Raw genomic sequence first — 18,352 nt, forward strand, 5'->3', positions numbered from 1 at the left:
TCATGTGCTAGCACGACAATCCGGTCCGGCAAATCCCGGGCCTTTGACAAGCTTAATCGGGCGGCTCAGGGCGTCGCTCAGGCCTCCCGGGGCGCGAAAGAGCTGAGAAAATCCCGGACTTCCAGCAGTTCTTCCTGCCGCAACTCATGGCCCCCTTCATGCCAGAAGAGGCGGGTCTGCGCGCCCTGCCCGGCGAAATACTGCTCTAGCGCCTCGGTCGCCCCGGCCGGCACCATCGGATCGCGCCGGCCCGCCGTCAGCAGCACCTGCCGCCCCGCCAGACCCGGGCTCGCTGGCGGCGCAAACGGGATCAGCGGGTGCATCAGCACGCTGGCATCGAACAGATCGGGCCGGACAAACTGTAGCGCCGCGAGGATATTGGCGCCATTGGAATAACCCAGCCCGACAAGCTTGCTCGGCTGGCTTTCCGCCCGTCGCGCCTCGATGAACGCGGCCATATCAGCCACCCGCGCCCAAAGATCGTCCATGTCATAGACGCCCTCGCCGGTGCGGCGGAAAAACCGCAGCGCCCCGCCTTCGCTGACATCGCCCCGTGGCGTGACCACCCGCGCACCCGGCAAAAGCTGGCTCCCAAGCCCGAAGAACTGGTTCTCGTCCCCGCCCGTGCCATGAAACAGCACAAACAGCGGTGCCTCCGCTCCCGCACCCGGCGCGTCGCGATAATGTTCGATAGCCATGGCCTCACTCCTCGGGCTTGTCATGGCCAGGAATATCGGTCACCGACCGGCGGCGGCGCAACCGCGCGTTAGCGCTACACTCTGTTGCCCCAGCGGCAACGATGGCGCCAAAGGCCCGCTGGTCGGGAGCATCTGACAACTTCGCGCTCGAAGATGTTAGCGCCGCTGCAACGAAGCTTGATGACTTTGCCCGCCAATCCCCTATTGTCCGCCCCGCAACACCGAGCGGATCCCACCTTCTACATGCAGCATGGCACCACCACCGATCCGCTGATTCTCGTTGGTGCGGGACTGGCCAGCGGCTTGATTGCGCAACGGCTCGCCAAGACGCCCAATCCCCCGCCCATCGTCATGCTCGAAGCCAGTGACCAGCCCTTTGGCGAACATACCTGGTCGTTCCACACCGGGGATGTCAGCGCTGCCGACCTGCATTGGCTGTCCCCGCTCATCGCCCATCGCTGGGCTGGCCAGTCCGTCCGCTTCCAGGCCTTTTCACGCGATCTCCGCTCCGGCTATGCGAGCCTGTCCTCGGCCTCGGTGGCCGCAGCCATGCAAGCTCTTCCCAACCTGACGATCCGCAGTGCCGCCCCCGTGGCCGATCTGCGCCCGGAGGGAGTGACCCTCGCCAGCGGCGAACAGCTGCGGGCCCAATGCGTCATCGACACCAGCGGCTTCACCCCCAGCCCCGCGCTGGCGCTCGGTTTCCAAAAATTCGTCGGGCAGGAAGTTGAAACCACCGAGCCGCACGGGATCAAACTCCCTGTGATCATGGATGCCTCGGTCGACCAGCGCGACGGCTACCGCTTTGTCTATCTCCTGCCCTTTTCGCCCACGCGCATCCTCATCGAGGACACCAGATATTCGGATGGCGACAACCTCGATCGCGATGAACTTGCCCGCGACATAGCTGGCTACGCCCAGGCGCAGGGCTGGACCATCGCCAGCGTGGTGCGCGAGGAACATGGCGTCCTGCCGATCGCGCTCGCCTATGATGCCGAGCAATTCTGGGCTGATCGTCCCCGCGACATCCCCCAGGCGGGCATGCGGGCTGCGCTCTTTCATCCCACTACCGGCTATAGCCTCCCCGAAGCGGTGCGAGTCGCCAATCTAGTGGCCGACGCCTGGCCCTCCGCCAGCCCCGAACTGGCCACGCGCATCCGCGCCCACGCTATCGGGCGCGCCCATGCGCAAAAATTCTATCGCCTGCTCAACCGCATGCTGTTTCGCGCCGCCAGGCCCGAGCGACGCCATCTCGTCCTGCAGCGGTTCTACCGCTTGAGCGAACCGCTGATCGAGCGCTTCTATGCCGGCCAAACCACGCCGGCCGACATGGCGCGCATCCTGATGGGCAAGCCGCCCGTCCCCATTCATCGCGCCCTGCCCTGTCTGAGGGAAGCGCCCTTCTTGTCCCAGGAGCACTCGTGAGCGCCAAGCCCAACCAAACCGCGGCAGTGATCGGAGCTGGCTTTGGCGGGCTGGCCCTCGCCATTCGCCTGCAAAGCGCCGGCATTGCCACGACCCTTTATGAAAAGCGCGACAAGCCGGGGGGGCGCGCCTATGTTTATAGCGACGATGGCTTCACCTTCGATGCCGGCCCCACCGTCATCACCGATCCCGACTGCCTTGAGCAGCTCTGGGCGCTGAGCGGACGCAAGCTCTCGGACTATGTCACCCTTTTGCCCGTAACCCCATTCTACCAGCTCTGCTGGGAGGACGGCTATCGCTTCGACTACGCCAATGATCAGGCCGATATCGATCGCCAGATCGCCGCCAAGTCCCCCGAGGACGTGGCTGGCTACCACCGCTTCCTGCGCTATTCCGAAGACCTTTATCGCGAGGGCTACGAGAAGCTGGGCACCGTGCCGGTCCTCAACTTCTGGTCGATGATCAAGGCCGCACCCCAGCTGGTGCGCCTCGAAAGTCATCGCAGCGTTTATTCCAAGGTCGCCCAGTTCATCAAGGACGACCAACTGCGCCAGGCCTTCAGCTTCCATTCGCTCCTGGTTGGCGGCAATCCCTTCGAGACCTCTTCCATCTATGCCCTGATCCACGCCCTTGAACGCAAGGGCGGCGTCTGGTTTGCTCAAGGGGGCACGGGCGCCCTGATCGCGGGCATGGTGCGCCTCTTCGAGGATCTGGGCGGCAAGGTCCATCTCAACGCCGCCATCGACCGCATCGAAGCCGAGGGCGACCGCGTCACCGGTGTATCACTCGCAGATGGCACCACCCAGCGCTTCGACATGGTCGCCTCCAATGCCGATGTGGTGCACACCTATAAGCACATGCTGCGCGCCACCCAGCGCGGCCCCGCCCAAGCCAAGGCGCTGGAAAAGAAGCGCTTCTCCATGTCGCTCTTCGTGATCTATTTCGGCCTCAAGACCGAACATCCTGAGCTGCGCCACCACATGGTGCTGTTCGGGCCCCGCTATCGCGAGCTGATCTCGGAAATCTTCAAGGCCGATGGTCTTGCCGATGATTTCTCGCTTTATCTGCACGCCCCGTCAGTCACCGACCCCAGCCTCGCCCCGGCCGGCTCCAGCGCCTATTACGTGCTCTCGCCCGTGCCCCATCTGGGCACTGCCCATATTGACTGGGACGTGCAGGGGCCGATCTATCGCGACCGGATACTCCAATACCTCAACGATCACTACATCCCCGATCTCCTCAAGGATCTGGTGACCGTTCGCCACTTCACCCCCTTCGACTTCCGCAACGAACTCAACGCCCATCTCGGTTCAGCCTTTTCGGTCGAGCCGATCCTGACCCAGAGTGCCTGGTTCCGGCCGCACAACCGCGACGACAACTTCGCCAATCTCTATATCGTGGGCGCCGGCACCCATCCCGGCGCCGGCATTCCCGGCGTGGTCGGCTCGGCCAAGGCCACCGCCGGCCTGATGATTGCGGATGCCGCCCCATGAGCGATGCGGTCGTTACCCAAAGCGAAACCGCCATTGCTCAAGGCTCCAAGAGCTTTGCCGCCGCCGCGCGCCTCTTCGATCGGCAAACCCGCGACGACGCCGTCATGCTCTATGCCTGGTGCCGCCACTGCGATGACGTCATCGACGGGCAGACCCTGGGCCATGCGCAGGATCCCGAATTCCGGCGCGGCCAAGCCGAGCGGCTGCACCAGCTGCAGGAACAAACCGCCGCCGCACTACGGGGCGAAACGGGAAGCGATCCAATTTTTGAAGCGCTGCGCCGCGTCGTCGAGCGCAACCAAATCCCGGCGCGCCACCCTCAGGAACTGCTGGCCGGCTTCGCCATGGATACCGCCGAGCGCCATTACGCCACCATCAACGACACCCTCGATTATTGCTACCACGTGGCTGGCGTGGTTGGCGTGATGATGGCCATGATAATGGGCGCCCGCGACAGCCGCGTGCTGGATCGTGCCTCGGACCTCGGCATCGCCTTCCAACTCACCAATATTGCCCGCGATGTAGTTGAAGACGCCCGCGCCGGCCGGGTTTACCTGCCCGCCGACCTGCTCGCGCGCCATGGCATCACCACCATCGAGCCCGACAATGCCTCCCAGCGCCCGGCGCTGCATCGTGCGGCGCTCGAACTGCTGGACCTGGCCGAGCGCTATTATGCTTCCGCAGGATCGGGGATGGCGGCGCTGCCACCACGCTCCGCCTGGGCCATCGCTGCCGCGCGCCGGGTTTATCGCGCCATCGGCACCCAGTTGCGCCAGGGCGGCCCCCAAGCCTGGGACGCCCGGGTGTCCACCTCCGGCACGCGCAAGGCCGTGCTGGTTCTGGCCAGCCTAGCCGATGTGGCCGCCTCCCGCCTTCCGCGGGCGCAAGCCGGCCGAGATGGACTGTGGCAGCGCCCTTAGGCGGTGGGACGTTCTTCGTCCTTGAGCGCCTCGGCATCGAATGGCCGGCGACCCGTGTTGAGCTTCTTGACCAGCTTGTCCACCGGCTCGGCATAAACAAAGCCGAATGACACACACCCGTCCTTGCCCTGCACGGCATGGTGGAGGCGATGGGCCTGGTAGACCCGCTTCAGATAGCCTTTGCGGGGCACATGCTTGAACGGCCAGCGCTGATGCACCAGCCCGTCATGCATGAGAAAGTACAAGGCGCCGTAGATGGTGATGCCCAGCGCAATCCAGGTCAGTGGCCACCAGACAAAGGCCCCCAGCGCGAACAAGGCGATGGCAAAGCCGGCAAACACGACCGCAAAGAGATCGTTCTTTTCCAGCGCGTCGTCGTGCGGCTCGTGGTGTGACTGATGCCAGCCCCAACCCCAGCCATGCATGATGTGCTCATGCGACCAGGATGCGAACCATTCCATGAAGGCGGTGGTTGCCACCACCAGCACGGTCGGCACAAGAAAGTGGAGAAGCGTGTCCATGTTCAAACTCGATCAGGCGCCTATGTCTAGTCTAGCATAGCCCAGAACGCGGCTTAAGTGAGGGCAAGAGCTCGCGCGGCCTAAAAGCGCAGCCGCAACCGCGAGATCCCCACCGCCAACGACACCCCGACCAGCCCGGTCCCGACCAGAACGGCGAGGCTCGGCGCCAATGCCGCCAGGGCATCCCCCCGCCACATCGCACCCTGATACGCCTCGATGGCCCAGGCATTGGGGGTGAACCAGCCCAGTTCTTGCAGCCAGGGCGGCATCATGAACCGAGGCACCATCGAGCCACCCACCGCCGAACACACCAGCACAAGAAAGGTCGCAATGGTCTGAGCCTGCTGCTTGCTGGTGCAAAATGCGGCTACCGCCAGCCCTAGGCCCGCCGCCGCCACGGCCGCGGCAACAGTGGTCAGCAACCAGGGCCACCAATGCTGCAGCACCGGCACCTGGTAAAGCAGGATGGCGAGCCCGAAGATCAAGCCGGCCTGCACCACGCCCTGCCCGATCAGGAACAGGAACTTGCCGATCACGACGACATCGGTTCCCGCTGGCCCCACCGCCAGCCGATCGACAATGCCCGAATTGCGCTCCTCGATCAGCGTCGCCGCCCCTTGCATGGCCGAAAACAGCAGAAACAGGATCGCGACGGCACCCGCATAATAGGTGACCGCGGCGCTGCCATCGCTGGCCTCACCCACCGTATGGATCTCGCTGAGCTCGGCGCTCGCACCGCCCTCCGCCGGCGCTGCGGCCAGCGCGTTGAGAGCCGCGGTAAGACGCTGGGATTGTTCCGGTGAAAAGCCGCCCACGAGCTCACCCACCAGGGGTGCCGTTCTCGACACCGCGACATCGGGCAGATCCTGGGCCAGGATGCGCTGCACATGGCCCATCAATATGGCCGGGGCCATGCTCTTGGCGGGGTCGGCAAAGATCACCACTGGTGCGGCATCGGTGCGCGCCAGCCCATCGCGCAGAAACAGTCCCACATCGGCGTGGCCTGCCTGCACCAATGCCTGCATCTCGGCTTCCGAGCCAATGCTGCCCTCCAGCACCCGAAGCGCGGGGATTTCACGTAACGCCGCCTCGAACCGGGGATCGACGGACGCAGCATCAGCCACCCCGAACCCTACCTGGAGGCGCATTTCCTCCCCCCCGGTCCCTGCAAAAATTGCGGCAAAGATCACAAAGATCATCGGCGGCAGCACAAATGCCATCGCCAGCGCACCGCGATCGCGCACAAGACTGAGCACCATGACGCGCAGCATGGCCAGGATCACGCGGCTGCCCCCGGCACTGCTTGCCCTTGCCGCGACAGGTGGAGAAAAAGACTGTCCAACCCTGGCTCCCGCAGCCGCAATTCACGCGTTTCGACGCCGGCATTGGCCAGCCATTTCGCCAGGTCTGCAGCCGGTATCGGCGTCGCCCCGCTCATGCGCGACCAGATCATCGCTGCCTGCACCGGCTCAAACCCACGCTGATTGAGGAAGTCGATCTGCTCTGGTGTTGGGGCGCGCCGCAACTCGACAATGATCTGTTGGCGCCCTTGAAACACCTCATCCACGAGGGCCCGTGGCGCGCCCTGCGGCCCGATCACTCCGCCGCGCAAAAAGCCCACCCGGGAACAAATGGTTTCGGCCTGATCGAGATCGTGGGTCGCCAGCAGCACTCCCATGCCCGCACCCGCCAATTCGGCAATCACTTCGTGCAGATGGTTACGCGCTTCCACATCGACCCCGACGGTGGGCTCATCGAGGATCAGCAGCGCCGGGCGATGCAGAATAGCCGCCGCGATATTGACGCGGCGCTTCCAGCCACCTGACAGGATCCCCACCTGATCGGCCAGTCGCGCCTCGATATGGGTGGCAGCACTCGCCCAGACCACAGCGGCCTTCGCCTCGGCGGCCGAAAGCCCCATCAAGCGCCCGAATACCAGCAGGTTTTCGCGCGCCGTGAGATGGGGATAAAGCGCGATCTCCTGCGGCACGAGGCCGATCTGGCGGCGCACATCCCTGCTCCGGCCCACTTTGCCGGCGATGGAGATCTGCCCCGCATCGGGTTTGCAGCGCCCGCAGATCGACCGGATCAACGTCGTCTTGCCTGCGCCATTGGGCCCAAGCAAGCCGAAGATCTCGCCCGCGTTCACCACGAGGTCGACCCCGTTAAGGACCTGTCTTTTGCCATAGCTGATGCGCAGCGCCTGGACTTGTAGTGCCGCTGGCTGCGAGATCACGGCGTCGGGGTCTCGCGTCGTTCAAACAGGCGGGCGATCATGGCCATCAAAGGTCGGGCATTGATCCGAGTCTGCAACAGCGCAGCTTCCGCCTTGTCCAAATGCTCGCGATAGCTGAGAAGCGCCGCCTGTTCGCCAAACAAGGTCACGAGCGTGGTCTTGTTGCCATCCTTGCCGACATCCTTGCCTGCCTCGTCGGCCGTCGCATTGCTGTCGAGCAGGTCATCGGCAGTTTGAAACGCCAGTCCCAAATGGGAAGCAAACAAGCCAACGGCCTCAACCTCCTTATCGGGCAGGCCGCGCAGCATGGCGCCCATCCGCGCGGCTGCGACAAACAACACGCCTGTCTTGAGCCAATTCAGCTGCTCGATTCCATCGACGGCAACAATACTGGCGCGCTCATTGACGTCGAGCTCCTGGCCCGCCACCAAGCCGGTCCAGCCTACCGCCGCCGACAACTCCGCCGCCAGTCGGGTCTTGGTGGCATCGTCAACGCCGGCAAGCGCCGCCAATATCCCAAAGGCCTGGCTCAAGAGGGCAATAGCCGCCAGAATGGCGGTCGCCTGCCCAAACGCCATATGCGTTGTCGGGCGTTGCCGGCGCATCACCGCATCGTCCATGCAGGGCAAATCATCCAGAATGAGCGAGGCGGTGTGGACCATCTCCACCGCGCACCCCAGGTCGAGCGCGCCGGCAATCTGCGCGTCCTGGGGCTCCACCACATGATAAACCAGCAAGGGCCGGATGCGTTTGCTGGGGGCAAGCAGCGCATGACGCAACGCCGCGCTCAAATTGGGCGGCACACCTGTTGGACTGGCAAGCAACTGCTCCAGCCGACCCTCGATTGCGTCCCGTGCGGAAAGCATCCCTGCGAGTTGCTGATCAGGGAGCGGCATGCTGTGGCTGTTCCCGGCAGCGCTCATGCTTGCTCCCGCTTGGCCCGCGGGCCCATTGCGACAAGGCTACGGCTGTCGGCTACTGGGAGGCTGGCGCAGTAAGCCGATGGCCGATCGGCAATTACGAATGATTCCTCAGGCACTCCCGTGCCGACGCCGCCGTCTTTGATCATGCTCTTCGCCTTCTCGCCCGACGCTTATGCGCGAGATACCTTAGTCGGGCATAGTGACGCAAGCGAATGGATAGACCCGCACCACCTCGGGATGGGCGAAAAAGGGATCAACAAGGCGGGGATCGGCCGGCTGCCCGGCCGATCCTCCAAAACTACTGTGTAGGGCCTGAGTAAATTTGGTCGAAGATGCCCCCATCGGCAAAGAACGCCGGCTGCGCCTCGCGCCAGCCGCCGAACTCCTCGATAGTCACAAGATTGACCTCACCAAACCGCGCAACATCCTCGGGAGCCGCAGCCTCGGGGCGGAATGGGCGATAATAGTTCGCAGCGGCGATGGCCTGCCCTTCGTCTGAATAAAGATATTGCAGATATGCCTCCGCAACGTCCCGCGTCCCCTTGCGGTCCACATTGCCTTCCACCAGGGCGACGGGCGGCTCGGCCAGGATCGAAACGGAGGGGGTCACGATGTCGAACGCATCGGGGCCAAGCTCCTCCATCGCGAGGTAGGCCTCGTTCTCCCAGGCCAGCAACACATCGCCGATGCCGCGTTGCACAAAGGTCGTGGTCGCGCCACGCGCGCCGGTGTCGAGCACCGGCACATGCTGGTAAAGTTCGGTGATGAAGGCCTTCGCCGTTTCGTCGCTCCCGCCCTCCTGGGCGCGCGCCCAGGCCCATCCAGCCAGAAGATTCCAGCGGGCGCCGCCCGAAGTCTTGGGATTGGGCGTAATCACTTCCACCCCCTCCTTGATCAGGTCACCCCAATCAACGATGCCGTCCGGATTGCCCTTGCGCACCAGGAACACGATTGTGGACGTATAGGGTGCGCTGTTGTTCTCGAACCGCCCGCGCCAGTCGTCGGGGATGAGATCGGTTCCGTCAGCGATGGCATTGATGTCGCTCTCGAGGGCCAGGGTGACCACATCGGCCTCAAGCCCGTCGATCACCGTGCGCGCCTGCGAGCCCGAACCGCCATGGGTCACCTGTACGGCAATGTTTTCGCCCGTAGTTTCCTGCCAATGGCGCACAAAGGCTTCATTGAACTGCCGGTACAGCTCACGCGTCGGATCATACGAGACATTGATGATGGTCCGATCCTGCCCATGCGCCGTAACGGCAAAGCCCAGCACCAGAGAAGCGCCCAAGGCGCCATAGGCAAGCAGTCTGGCTGTCGTTCTCAATCTGAGTCTCCCTGAAGACGTTGCGCGCAATACTCTAGCAGGAGAGTAGAGTTAAACGAGATCATCGCGTGGCGCGCGCAGCAGCACGGGTAAAATTTCTTGCCCTTGGCTGGCCCTTGCATGCACACCAACTGCTCTCACCGTTCCGACACGATGAGGGCACCCCCGCCATTCACCAACAGCTTAGTGGCCGGACCCGGTCAAAAACTGGTTGCGCAGGGTAAGACCCAGTATCCTGAGATCAAGCCACACGGACAAGTTCTGCATATAGGCCAAGTCGAACTCGATGCGGGACCGTGCCGCCTCCGCATCACCCGTCGGCCCGCGCAGGCCATTGGCTTGCGCCCAGCCAGTGATCCCCGGCCGCACGGCAAGCCGACAATCGTAATAGGGTACCAGATCCTTGTAGGGCATGCCCCCTGCAAACATGCCCGGCACATGCGGACGAGGCCCGACCAGGGACATCTCTCCCCACAGCACATTGAGCAATTGCGGCAGCTCATCAATGCTGGTCCGGCGGATAAAGGCGCCAAAAGGCGTGAGCCGCGGATCATTCCGCCTGGTTTGCTGCAACCCGCTCCTGTCACAGCGATCCACCGGCATGGATCGGAACTTCAATGTCCAGAACAAGCGCCCACCCAGCCCTTCGCGCCGCTGCCTGAACAGGATGGGACCCGGGCTGGTGGCGGCCACAAGGACTGCGACAAGGAGCAAGAGCGGAGCCAGCCCAAGAAGCGCTGCCAGGGCGAGGGTTACATCGACCACTCGCTTGATCTGCAACTGGGACGAGCTCGGAACAGCCGCGACGGGACAGCCGTCTTCCCAGAGCAGCGGCAGGCCTCCATGTTCCGTTTGTACGGGCAGTTCATTGTCGTTTTCCGGAACCACTTGAACAAGAGCGCCCTCAGCGCCCGCATCCTCCAGCAAAAGTTCGGCAATGTACTTTGCTGTCTGGGTATCAAGAGGACGCATGACATTGTTCATGGCAGGCCTGATAGCTCGCGTGGTAAACAGAGTATTGCGTATGTAGAACTCCTAGCCAACTTGAATCTTCAAGACTCTTCTGTTCCAGTTAATGTTGGGCGTTTGCACTGCTAAATGTGAGCCAGCGGGTGACCACATCGCCGTCGGCACGATGTGATGAACAGTCCTGCCCGATTTTGAATCATGGCGTCGGCACGATCTCCTTGGCAGCCTTTGCTGCAATACTGGTGTTACAAGAGAACTGGCTCACCTAAGCCGAACCGCCCCCGACCCAAGCCGGCACTTGTGCCGCGGATGGTGCACAAGATGAAGTTCCTGCAGCGGCTGCTCGATCGATCTGCACTCACCGCCGAAGGGGAGCGGCCAAGGCTGCGCGCTTCAACTGATCCGGCAGTCGTCTATGCCGTGGGCGATGTTCACGGCTGTCTTGATCTGCTCGAGCAACTGGAAGGCATGATCCTTGCTGACGCCGCATCATATGCGGGCGAGAAATGGCTCGTGATGTTGGGAGACTATGTTGATCGCGGTCCCCGCTCCGCCGGCGTGATCGAGCATCTGCTCGCGCCCCCGCCGGATGGCTTCACGCGGCTGGCCCTGGCCGGCAACCACGAAGCCATGATGCTTGATTTTCTGGCCGCCCCTTCCGAGCGGCACCATTGGCTGGGGCTTGGCGGGACGCAAACACTGCAGTCCTACGGGCTGACTGCCGGTGCGCTTCGCGGCCTTTCCGGCAAAGGCGCCCGCGCCATATTGGAAAGCTCCATTCCCTCGGCTCACCGACGGTTCATCGAAGCCGCCCCCAGCATGATCGAAACGCGGACCACCATCTTCGTGCATGCAGGCTTGCGCCCCGGCCTGCCCCTCGAGCAGCAAAGCGAAGACGACCTGCTCTGGTACCGCCCCGACGCCACCACCGATTACACCGCCTTCGGCAAGGTCGTGGTGCATGGCCACACTCCGCTCCCAACTCCCCTCCTCTTACCCTCCCACATCAATATCGACACCGGAGCCTTCGCCACCGCCCGCCTCACCGCCGTCCGGCTCGTGGTGGGGCACAACCCTGCGCTGCTTCAGGCAGGTCCTTCGGATGGTTAGGAGGCGACGGAAGGACACAGTGCCCCTTTTTCTAACATTTGCTGCTGCCCAGTCCCCATTCAGATGCTATGCACCCGAATCTCGTCAGTGAGAGGACAACAATGAGCAGGCAGATTGTTCCAGTCGTATTAGCTGGTGGCCGGGGAACCAGGCTGTGGCCGCTTTCGCGTGCCGCACGCCCCAAGCAGTTCCTGCAGCTGACGGGCCCCGTCAGCCTCTTTCAGGAAACACTCAGGCGCGTCAGCGATCACTCGCTCTACCTGCCAGCACTGGTGATCACCAATCATGAGTACCGCTTTGTGGTGGCCGAGCAGGCTCTAGAGATTGGCTCGGACCTCTCCGGCGTGCTGCTCGAACCAATGTCGCGCAACACCGCCTTGGCCATAGCCAGCGCGGCCTTATTCGCTCAGGGCAAGTATGGCGAGGACGTGGTGCTGCATGTTCTGCCTTCCGATCACGCCGTCGCGCCAGACGAGGGGTATTGGCGTTCTATCCATATAGCATTGGGTGCCGCGCAAGCTGGTAACCTTGTGACCTTCGGCATCACCCCCACCGCCCCGCAAACTGCCTACGGCTATATTGAAGCCGGCGAGGCTATTTCTCCTGAGGTGCAACGCGTCGCTCGCTTCGTTGAAAAGCCCCCCCTGGAAAAGGCCGAGGCGATGGTGACCTCAGGCAACTTCTTGTGGAATGCCGGCATCTTCATGATGTCCGCGGCCGACTTTCTTGAAGATTGTCGCTCCTATGCGCCACAAACCTATGAGAGCGCCCAGCAGGCTGTAAGCGGCGCCAGCGCCGACCTCGACTTCGTCCGGTTGAACAAGGACGCGTTTGAAGCTGCCCCCGACATTTCCGTCGATTATGCCGTGTTCGAGAAAACGGCACGCGCGGCGGTTGTGCCGGTCAACTACAAATGGTCCGACCTTGGCTCCTGGGATGCCGTCTGGAATGCCAGCGACAAGGACGAAGCCGGCAATGTCGCCCAAGGCAGGGCAACATTTAGCAACACTACCGGCTCGCTCGTGATCAGCGAAAAGGCCCATATTGCGGTTGAAGGCCTCGAGAACATGGCTGTCATCGCCACCGAAGACGCCATCTTCGTCGGCAAGCTCTCGGAAGCTCAGAAGGTCGGCGCTATTGTATCGCAGTTGCGCCAGCAGGCCGATACCGTGCACCTGACCGAGTTGCACAAAACCGCTTATCGTCCGTGGGGCGGCTATTCCTCGGTGCTGTCCGGGGAACGCTTCCAGGTCAAGCGCCTGTTCGTGCATCCCGGCAAGAAGCTGTCGCTCCAGCGCCACCATCATCGCTCCGAACATTGGATCGTGGTGCGTGGGACAGCTGAAGTCACGGTGGATGACCGTGTTTCGGTGATTACCGAAAATCAGTCCATCTACCTGCCATTGGGGGCAACCCACCGCCTGGCCAATCCGGGCAAGATTTTGCTGGAGCTGATCGAAGTACAGACCGGCTCTTATCTGGGCGAGGATGACATCATCCGAATCGAAGACGATTTCGGGCGGACCTGACAACCAGCAGTGTGAAAGGGTGTTCGCTCCGGATGAGTAACTCAAGCGTAAGATTTGGCACCAGCGGATTGCGGGGCCTGGCAGTGGAACTGCAGGGCGAGGTCGCGCGACGCTACACGCGCGGCTTCATCGAGTACCTTGCGAGCATCGGTGCGAGCTGCAGTGGCAGGGTCTACCTTGCTCAGGACTTCCGGCCGAGCAGTCCGGCAATCCTGCAGGATTGTGCCGCCGCTATTCGCGCGGCCGGTTTGACTCCCGTCGATTGTGGCCTCGTCCCCACGCCCGCCCTGGCGTTCCATGCCATGCAAAACCAGAGCGCTTCGATCATGATCACCGGCAGCCATATCCCGGCTGATCGGAACGGGCTCAAATTCTATACGCCCGCCGGGGAAATCAGCAAAGCTGATGAGGAAGGGATCACTGCAGCGGCGGGCAAGGCCCAAAGTGCCGCCGATGCCAGTGTCCCGCCGGAACAAGACAGTGCCGCCGCCAACTTGTACCTCTGCCGTTACACCTCGCCTCGCCCCATGGCCGATCTTACCGGGCTCAGGATTGGCGTTTTCGAGCATTCAACCGTCGCACGCGACCTTCTTGTTGCCGCACTGCAGCACAGTGGAGCAACCGTGTTACGCCTGGGCCGTCGCGGAGACTTCGTGCCAGTGGATACCGAAGCCCCGAACGATCCCGTCTTTGCTCCTCTACCCGGCTGGATTGCTGAACACCGGCTCGATGCCATCATCTCCGCCGACGGGGATGGCGATCGGCCGTTCATGGTTGATGGCAACGGCACGTTTGTGCGGGGTGACGTGCTCGGTTTGCTGACGGCGCAGTTCCTGCAGGCGGACGCCATCGTAACGCCGGTCACTTCGAACTCGGCAATTGAAAGAACCGGCCTTTTTGCTGCGGTCCTGCGCACAAAAGTCGGCTCTCCCTATGTGATCGCCGGGATCGATGATGCGCGCGCGCAGGGCTATGGCAGGATCATTGGCTTTGAAGCCAACGGAGGCACGTTGCTGGGCTCGGACTGCTCCACGGGGAGCATTGACCTATTGGCCCTGCCAACTCGCGACGCGCTGTTGCCCTTGCTCGCTGTCTTGGGCCTGGCGGCGCGCCAGCAGGTATCGGTGGCGAACCTAGTGGCAGGCCTGCCGACGCGTCCGATGGTGAGCGACCGGCTAGAAAACGTACCATCGGCTGCCTCCGCCAGGCTCCTCCAGCGTCTTGAAAACGAACCCAAGTTTGCTGAGAGCTTCTTTGCGCCGATCGGCGCAGTTGCCAGCCTTTCGGCAGTGGATGGGCTCCAGTTCCGTTTGGACACCGGATCCACAATCCATTACCGCGCCTCAGGCAATGCCCCTGAGATGCGTTGCTACGTCGAAGCTGACGATGCTGCACGCGCCCGGGCAGTTCTGTCCTGGGCCCTAGACGCCGCCGAGCGCGCGGTTCGCCCGGCGGATGCGAACTAACCCTGCCGGTCTCACTGCCCTCATTCGTTTGCGGTGGGCAGGACCACAACGCAGTGCCGATTGATCCAATAGCTAGGCCCGGCTTAGCCGCGGCTGCACTTCGGTGTCGAAGGCCTTGAGCGCCGCGCCGATCGCCTGGTGCATGTCGAGATAGCGATACGTCCCGAGGCGACCGCCGAAGATCACGTTCTCTTCGCCTTCGGCGAGGCTGCGATAGGCCTGGAAGACCTTTTTATCCTCGGGCGTATCGATGGGGTAATAGGGCTCGTCCTCGTGCCGCGCGAAGCGGGAATATTCGCGCACGATATAGCTCTTTTCAGTCTGGTAATTCCGCTCGGGATTGAAATGGCGGAACTCGAGGATGCGGGTAAAAGGGATATCCTCGTCGGCATAGTTCATCACTGCCGTGCCCTGGTAGTCACCGACACCCACGATCTCGGGTTCGAAATCGATGGTACGCCAGCTCAACTCGCCCGCCCGGTAATCGAAGTAACGATCGATCGGTCCGGTGAACACAACGAGCTTGTCCTTGGGGATGGTGTCCTTGATGGCGAAATAATCGACCCCGGTCTGGATCTCGATCAGGGGATTGTCGAGCATGCGCTCGAAGATGGCGGTGTAGCCGTCAACCGGCAGGCCTTCATACTTGTCGCTGAAATAACGGTTGTCGAAATTATAGCGGACCGGCAATCGGCTGATGATGCTTTCGGGGAGCAAGGTGGGATCGGTCTGCCATTGCTTGGCGGTGTAGCCGCGGATGAACGCCTCATAAAGCGGGCGGCCAATCAGCGAGATCGCCTTTTCCTCGAGATTGCGCGGGGCAGCGTCGCCGAGCTCGGCTGATTGTTCGCGCACCAGCGCACGCGCTTCGTCGGGCGACATCTGCTTGCCGAAATACTGGCAGATCGTCGCGAGATTGATCGGCATGGGATAAACCTGCCCCTTGAACGAGGTGAACACCCGGTGCTGGTAGCCAGTGAAGGCGGTAAAGCCGTTCAGATAATCCCATACGAGCTTGTTGGGCGTATGGAACAGATGGGCGCCATAGCGGTGCACCTCGATCCCGGTTTCGGGGTTGATCTCGGAATAAGCGTTGCCCCCGATATGGTCGCGCCGGTCGATCACCAGCACCCGTTTGCCCAGAACATTGGCGACGCGCTCAGCGATGGTAGCGCCGTAAAAACCCGCGCCGACCACAAGGATATCAAAAGACGTCGGATCCACTTGGCCATCCAGAGTTGGAGAATATGACAGCCCGGCCAGGACGCTGCACCACGAACGCGGCTGGCGACCTGATGTGCCGGACCCAGAGCTGGCAGTGTATGCACCAGCATGACCTAACAGCGCTGAACGTAAAGAACCGTCGCAACAGCCGGCGGAGGTATATGCCCGCCCGTGCTTAACGTTTAGGAGGAACATTAGCTGCAAGCGCTCTCAAGATCGGCCGAAAGCTGCCGCGACCAAGGCGCGCAAGCTTCCTGTTGCGTTAACTAACGCTGGACCCGACCGGGAAAGCCAACTAGCTGCTTCTTCGAGAACTAAAAGCGCAGGCGCAGTTTTGATCCGCCGGCGGAGCTTCGCTACGCTCATCGGGCGACGTTCTTGCCGATATGCCCAAAACCTTGCTTCAGGAAGTCGAGTGCGAGTCCTTCATCTCTTCAAGGTCTATCTTCCCGACAGCTACACGGGCGTCGAGCGGGTAATTTGGCAAATAGCCGAAGGCACCGCGCCCTTGGGCGTGACTACGGACGTGTTATCGCTCAGCGCTCATCCCGATCCGAACCCAGTCCGCATCGCCAACCACTGGGCTCACCAGGCCAAGCTCGACTTGTATGTGAGGTCAACCGGGTTGTCATTTTCGCTGCTGCCCAAGTTCCAAAAGCTCGTGGCGAAGGCAGACCTCGTTCACTACCACTTTCCATGGCCGATGATGGACGTGATGCATCTTCTGGCGCGTGTCCGAAAGCCTTCGGTCATTACCTATCATTCCGATGTTGTCCGACAGAAAAACCTTCTGCGCCTCTACCGCCCCTTGATGGATCGCTTCCTGGGTTCGGCGGACCACATCGTGGCGACCTCACCCAATTACGCGGCCAGCAGTTCCGTGCTGGCCCGATATCGTGACAAGCTGTCGGTGATACAGATCGGGATAGCCGAAGCGCCTGCGCCCGATCTCAACCGCATTGCGGCAATGCGACAACACGTCGGCGAAGGCTTCTTCCTGTTTGTCGGCGCGCTCAGATACTACAAGGGACTGCCTTTTTTGCTAGAAGCGGCACGCTCCACCGGTCTTCCCGTCGTTATTGCCGGCGGGGGCGACCCCTCGATTGTTGCGCGCGAGCGGCTCGGTAATGTAACACTTCTGGGTCGGGTCGATGAAGCTGACAAGCAAGCCCTGCTGTCGCTTTGCCGCGTTTTCGCGTTCCCGTCCCACTTGCGCTCGGAAGCCTTTGGCGTGGCCCTTCTCGAGGCCGCTCAGGCTGGCAAAGCGATGATTTCCTGCGAAATGGGCACAGGCACGAGCTATGTGAATCTGGACAAGGTTACCGGTTTGACTGTCCCGCCCGGCAACGCCTCAGCTCTTGGCGACGCGATGCAGCGCCTGGCTAGCGACCCAGGCTTGGCATTGCGCATGGGCGAGGCCGCCCGCCAGCGGTATGTCGAACTTTTCACCGCCGAGGCGATGGGCAGATCATATGCGGCGCTTTATGGTCAGCTCATTGCGGCCAAGGCGAGCGGACCATGAAAATCCTAGTCACCGGTGCCAGCGGGTTCGTAGGAAGGCACCTTGTCTACGCGCTGCGCGCTAGCGGGCACGACGTGAAAACCGCCGGATATTCCAGCAAGACTCCTCTGGATTTCAGAGTCCAACTCTCATCTGACGCCGATTGGACCGCCGCATTGGCCGGGTGCGACGCGGTGGTTCATGCGGGAGCTCGCGCCCATGTCTTCGGTCATATCGGACCGGAGCAGGCCAGCGCGTTCGCGGATGTGAACACCGCAGGCACCATGGCCCTGGCCCGGGCCGCGGCAACGGCAGGCGTTTCCCGCTTCCTCTTCATCAGCTCAATCGCCGCTAGCGGACCGGGTGACGGCGCGGCCATCCGTGAAACGGACACCGCCCGCCCCGTTACCGCTTACGGCCAATCCAAGTTGGCCGCAGAAAAGGCGATTGCTGAGGTCGCTATTCAAACGGGCCTGAAGGTCGTTTCTCTTCGCCCTCCCCTCATCTACGGCGCCGATGCCGGCGGAAGATTTCGGCAAATGCTTGACTGGTGTGATCGGGGCTTCCCATTACCATTTGGCGGCATCAACAACCGCCGCAGCTACTTAGCAGTGCAAAACCTTGGCGATGCGGTCCTGACCTGCCTTGAGCACCCGGCCGCGGTAGGAAAGGTGTTCAACATCGCCGATACCGATCCCCTTCCAACCCCTGCTCTGCTGCGCCTGATCTGCGATGGCCTTGGCAAACCATGCCGGTTGGTTACGGTGCCAACACTGCTGCTGCGCGGAGCACGCAAATTTGGGCTCGCCGCTCCAATCGATCGCCTGTCCGAGACAATGCTGCTCGACACCGCTAGCATCCGGGAAACGCTGAACTGGCACCCGCCTGTGACTGTGCAAGATGGCATTCGCACCGCAGCTTACAATTTTGCTTCCCGGAAGTGACGCGAAACCCCACCGGAATTCGGCTATGATCCAGAAGAGCCTGACTTGATTTTGAGGCTCCGGTAACAG

16 protein-coding genes are annotated in these 18,352 nt (G+C 62.2%); 8 read left to right on the forward strand and 8 right to left on the reverse strand.

All coding sequences use genetic code 11. The annotated features are described in order from the left end of the window. Nucleotides 1–77: 77 nt before the first annotated feature. Nucleotides 78–698 carry an alpha/beta hydrolase gene (locus AC3YOG_RS15170; protein WP_489935671.1) on the reverse strand — a complete coding sequence of 207 codons (621 nt, stop codon included), beginning with the start codon at nucleotides 696–698 and terminating at the stop codon, nucleotides 78–80. A gap of 180 nt (nucleotides 699–878) precedes the next feature. Between AC3YOG_RS15170 and crtY the strand changes: the two genes are divergently transcribed. The 3 genes from crtY to AC3YOG_RS15185 are packed head-to-tail and all read left to right on the forward strand — an operon-like array spanning nucleotide 879 to nucleotide 4,536. Beyond that, complete coding sequence (gene crtY, locus AC3YOG_RS15175; protein WP_489935672.1) at nucleotides 879–2,123, forward strand: lycopene beta-cyclase CrtY; 1,245 nt, start codon at nucleotides 879–881, stop codon at nucleotides 2,121–2,123. Beyond that, entirely contained in the window at nucleotides 2,120–3,616 is a 1,497-nt protein-coding gene (locus tag AC3YOG_RS15180) for a phytoene desaturase (protein ID WP_489935673.1), read from the forward strand. Before crtY ends, AC3YOG_RS15180 begins: the two co-directional genes overlap by 4 nt. Then, nucleotides 3,613–4,536, forward strand: coding sequence for a phytoene/squalene synthase family protein (locus tag AC3YOG_RS15185; RefSeq protein ID WP_489935674.1), 924 nt, complete (start codon nucleotides 3,613–3,615; stop codon nucleotides 4,534–4,536). Before AC3YOG_RS15180 ends, AC3YOG_RS15185 begins: the two co-directional genes overlap by 4 nt. Here the strand turns inward: AC3YOG_RS15185 and AC3YOG_RS15190 are convergent. The 6 genes from AC3YOG_RS15190 to AC3YOG_RS15215 all read right to left on the reverse strand — a co-directional run bounded on the left by AC3YOG_RS15190 (nucleotide 4,533) and on the right by AC3YOG_RS15215 (nucleotide 10,512). After that, entirely contained in the window at nucleotides 4,533–5,057 is a 525-nt protein-coding gene (locus tag AC3YOG_RS15190) for a sterol desaturase family protein (RefSeq protein WP_489935675.1), read from the reverse strand. The two genes, AC3YOG_RS15185 and AC3YOG_RS15190, sit on opposite strands and share 4 nt — an antisense overlap. An 80-nt stretch (nucleotides 5,058–5,137) precedes the next feature. Next, the gene (locus tag AC3YOG_RS15195) at nucleotides 5,138–6,340 is read right to left on the reverse strand and encodes an ABC transporter permease (RefSeq protein WP_489935676.1); all 1,203 of its coding nucleotides are present in this window, start codon (nucleotides 6,338–6,340) and stop codon (nucleotides 5,138–5,140) included. Continuing rightward, a complete protein-coding gene (locus tag AC3YOG_RS15200; RefSeq protein ID WP_172124302.1) occupies nucleotides 6,337–7,293 on the reverse strand; it encodes an ATP-binding cassette domain-containing protein in 957 nt (318 codons plus the stop codon). Before AC3YOG_RS15200 ends, AC3YOG_RS15195 begins: the two co-directional genes overlap by 4 nt. Next, a complete protein-coding gene (locus AC3YOG_RS15205) occupies nucleotides 7,290–8,216 on the reverse strand; it encodes a polyprenyl synthetase family protein (RefSeq protein WP_172124304.1) in 927 nt (308 codons plus the stop codon). Before AC3YOG_RS15205 ends, AC3YOG_RS15200 begins: the two co-directional genes overlap by 4 nt. Nucleotides 8,217–8,514: 298 nt before the next feature. Continuing rightward, the gene (locus tag AC3YOG_RS15210; protein WP_172124306.1) at nucleotides 8,515–9,540 is read right to left on the reverse strand and encodes a sulfate ABC transporter substrate-binding protein; all 1,026 of its coding nucleotides are present in this window, start codon (nucleotides 9,538–9,540) and stop codon (nucleotides 8,515–8,517) included. Between the two features lie 183 nt (nucleotides 9,541–9,723). Further along, nucleotides 9,724–10,512 carry a sugar transferase gene (locus AC3YOG_RS15215; protein WP_489935677.1) on the reverse strand — a complete coding sequence of 263 codons (789 nt, stop codon included), beginning with the start codon at nucleotides 10,510–10,512 and terminating at the stop codon, nucleotides 9,724–9,726. A gap of 318 nt (nucleotides 10,513–10,830) precedes the next feature. Between AC3YOG_RS15215 and AC3YOG_RS15220 the strand changes: the two genes are divergently transcribed. The 3 genes from AC3YOG_RS15220 to AC3YOG_RS15230 all read left to right on the forward strand — a co-directional run bounded on the left by AC3YOG_RS15220 (nucleotide 10,831) and on the right by AC3YOG_RS15230 (nucleotide 14,614). Next, complete coding sequence (locus AC3YOG_RS15220) at nucleotides 10,831–11,619, forward strand: metallophosphoesterase family protein (protein ID WP_489935678.1); 789 nt, start codon at nucleotides 10,831–10,833, stop codon at nucleotides 11,617–11,619. Nucleotides 11,620–11,720: 101 nt separating this feature from the next. After that, nucleotides 11,721–13,148, forward strand: coding sequence for a mannose-1-phosphate guanylyltransferase/mannose-6-phosphate isomerase (locus AC3YOG_RS15225; RefSeq protein ID WP_489935679.1), 1,428 nt, complete (start codon nucleotides 11,721–11,723; stop codon nucleotides 13,146–13,148). 32 nt (nucleotides 13,149–13,180) lie between these two features. Continuing rightward, nucleotides 13,181–14,614, forward strand: coding sequence for a phosphohexomutase domain-containing protein (locus AC3YOG_RS15230; protein ID WP_489935680.1), 1,434 nt, complete (start codon nucleotides 13,181–13,183; stop codon nucleotides 14,612–14,614). Between the two features lie 72 nt (nucleotides 14,615–14,686). Here AC3YOG_RS15230 and glf read toward each other — a convergent pair whose 3' ends face one another. Further along, the gene (gene glf / locus AC3YOG_RS15235; RefSeq protein WP_489935681.1) at nucleotides 14,687–15,838 is read right to left on the reverse strand and encodes a UDP-galactopyranose mutase; all 1,152 of its coding nucleotides are present in this window, start codon (nucleotides 15,836–15,838) and stop codon (nucleotides 14,687–14,689) included. A gap of 415 nt (nucleotides 15,839–16,253) precedes the next feature. On the opposite strand from glf, the gene AC3YOG_RS15240 reads away from it, so the two are divergent. After that, the gene (locus AC3YOG_RS15240) at nucleotides 16,254–17,360 is read left to right on the forward strand and encodes a glycosyltransferase (RefSeq protein WP_489935919.1); all 1,107 of its coding nucleotides are present in this window, start codon (nucleotides 16,254–16,256) and stop codon (nucleotides 17,358–17,360) included. After that, nucleotides 17,357–18,283 (forward strand): NAD-dependent epimerase/dehydratase family protein, encoded by a 927-nt coding sequence (locus AC3YOG_RS15245; RefSeq protein WP_489935682.1) that lies wholly within the window; start codon nucleotides 17,357–17,359, stop codon nucleotides 18,281–18,283. Before AC3YOG_RS15240 ends, AC3YOG_RS15245 begins: the two co-directional genes overlap by 4 nt. Nucleotides 18,284–18,352: the final 69 nt, after the last annotated feature.

The sequence above is a fragment of the Devosia sp. Z6_126 genome (assembly GCF_058133495.1).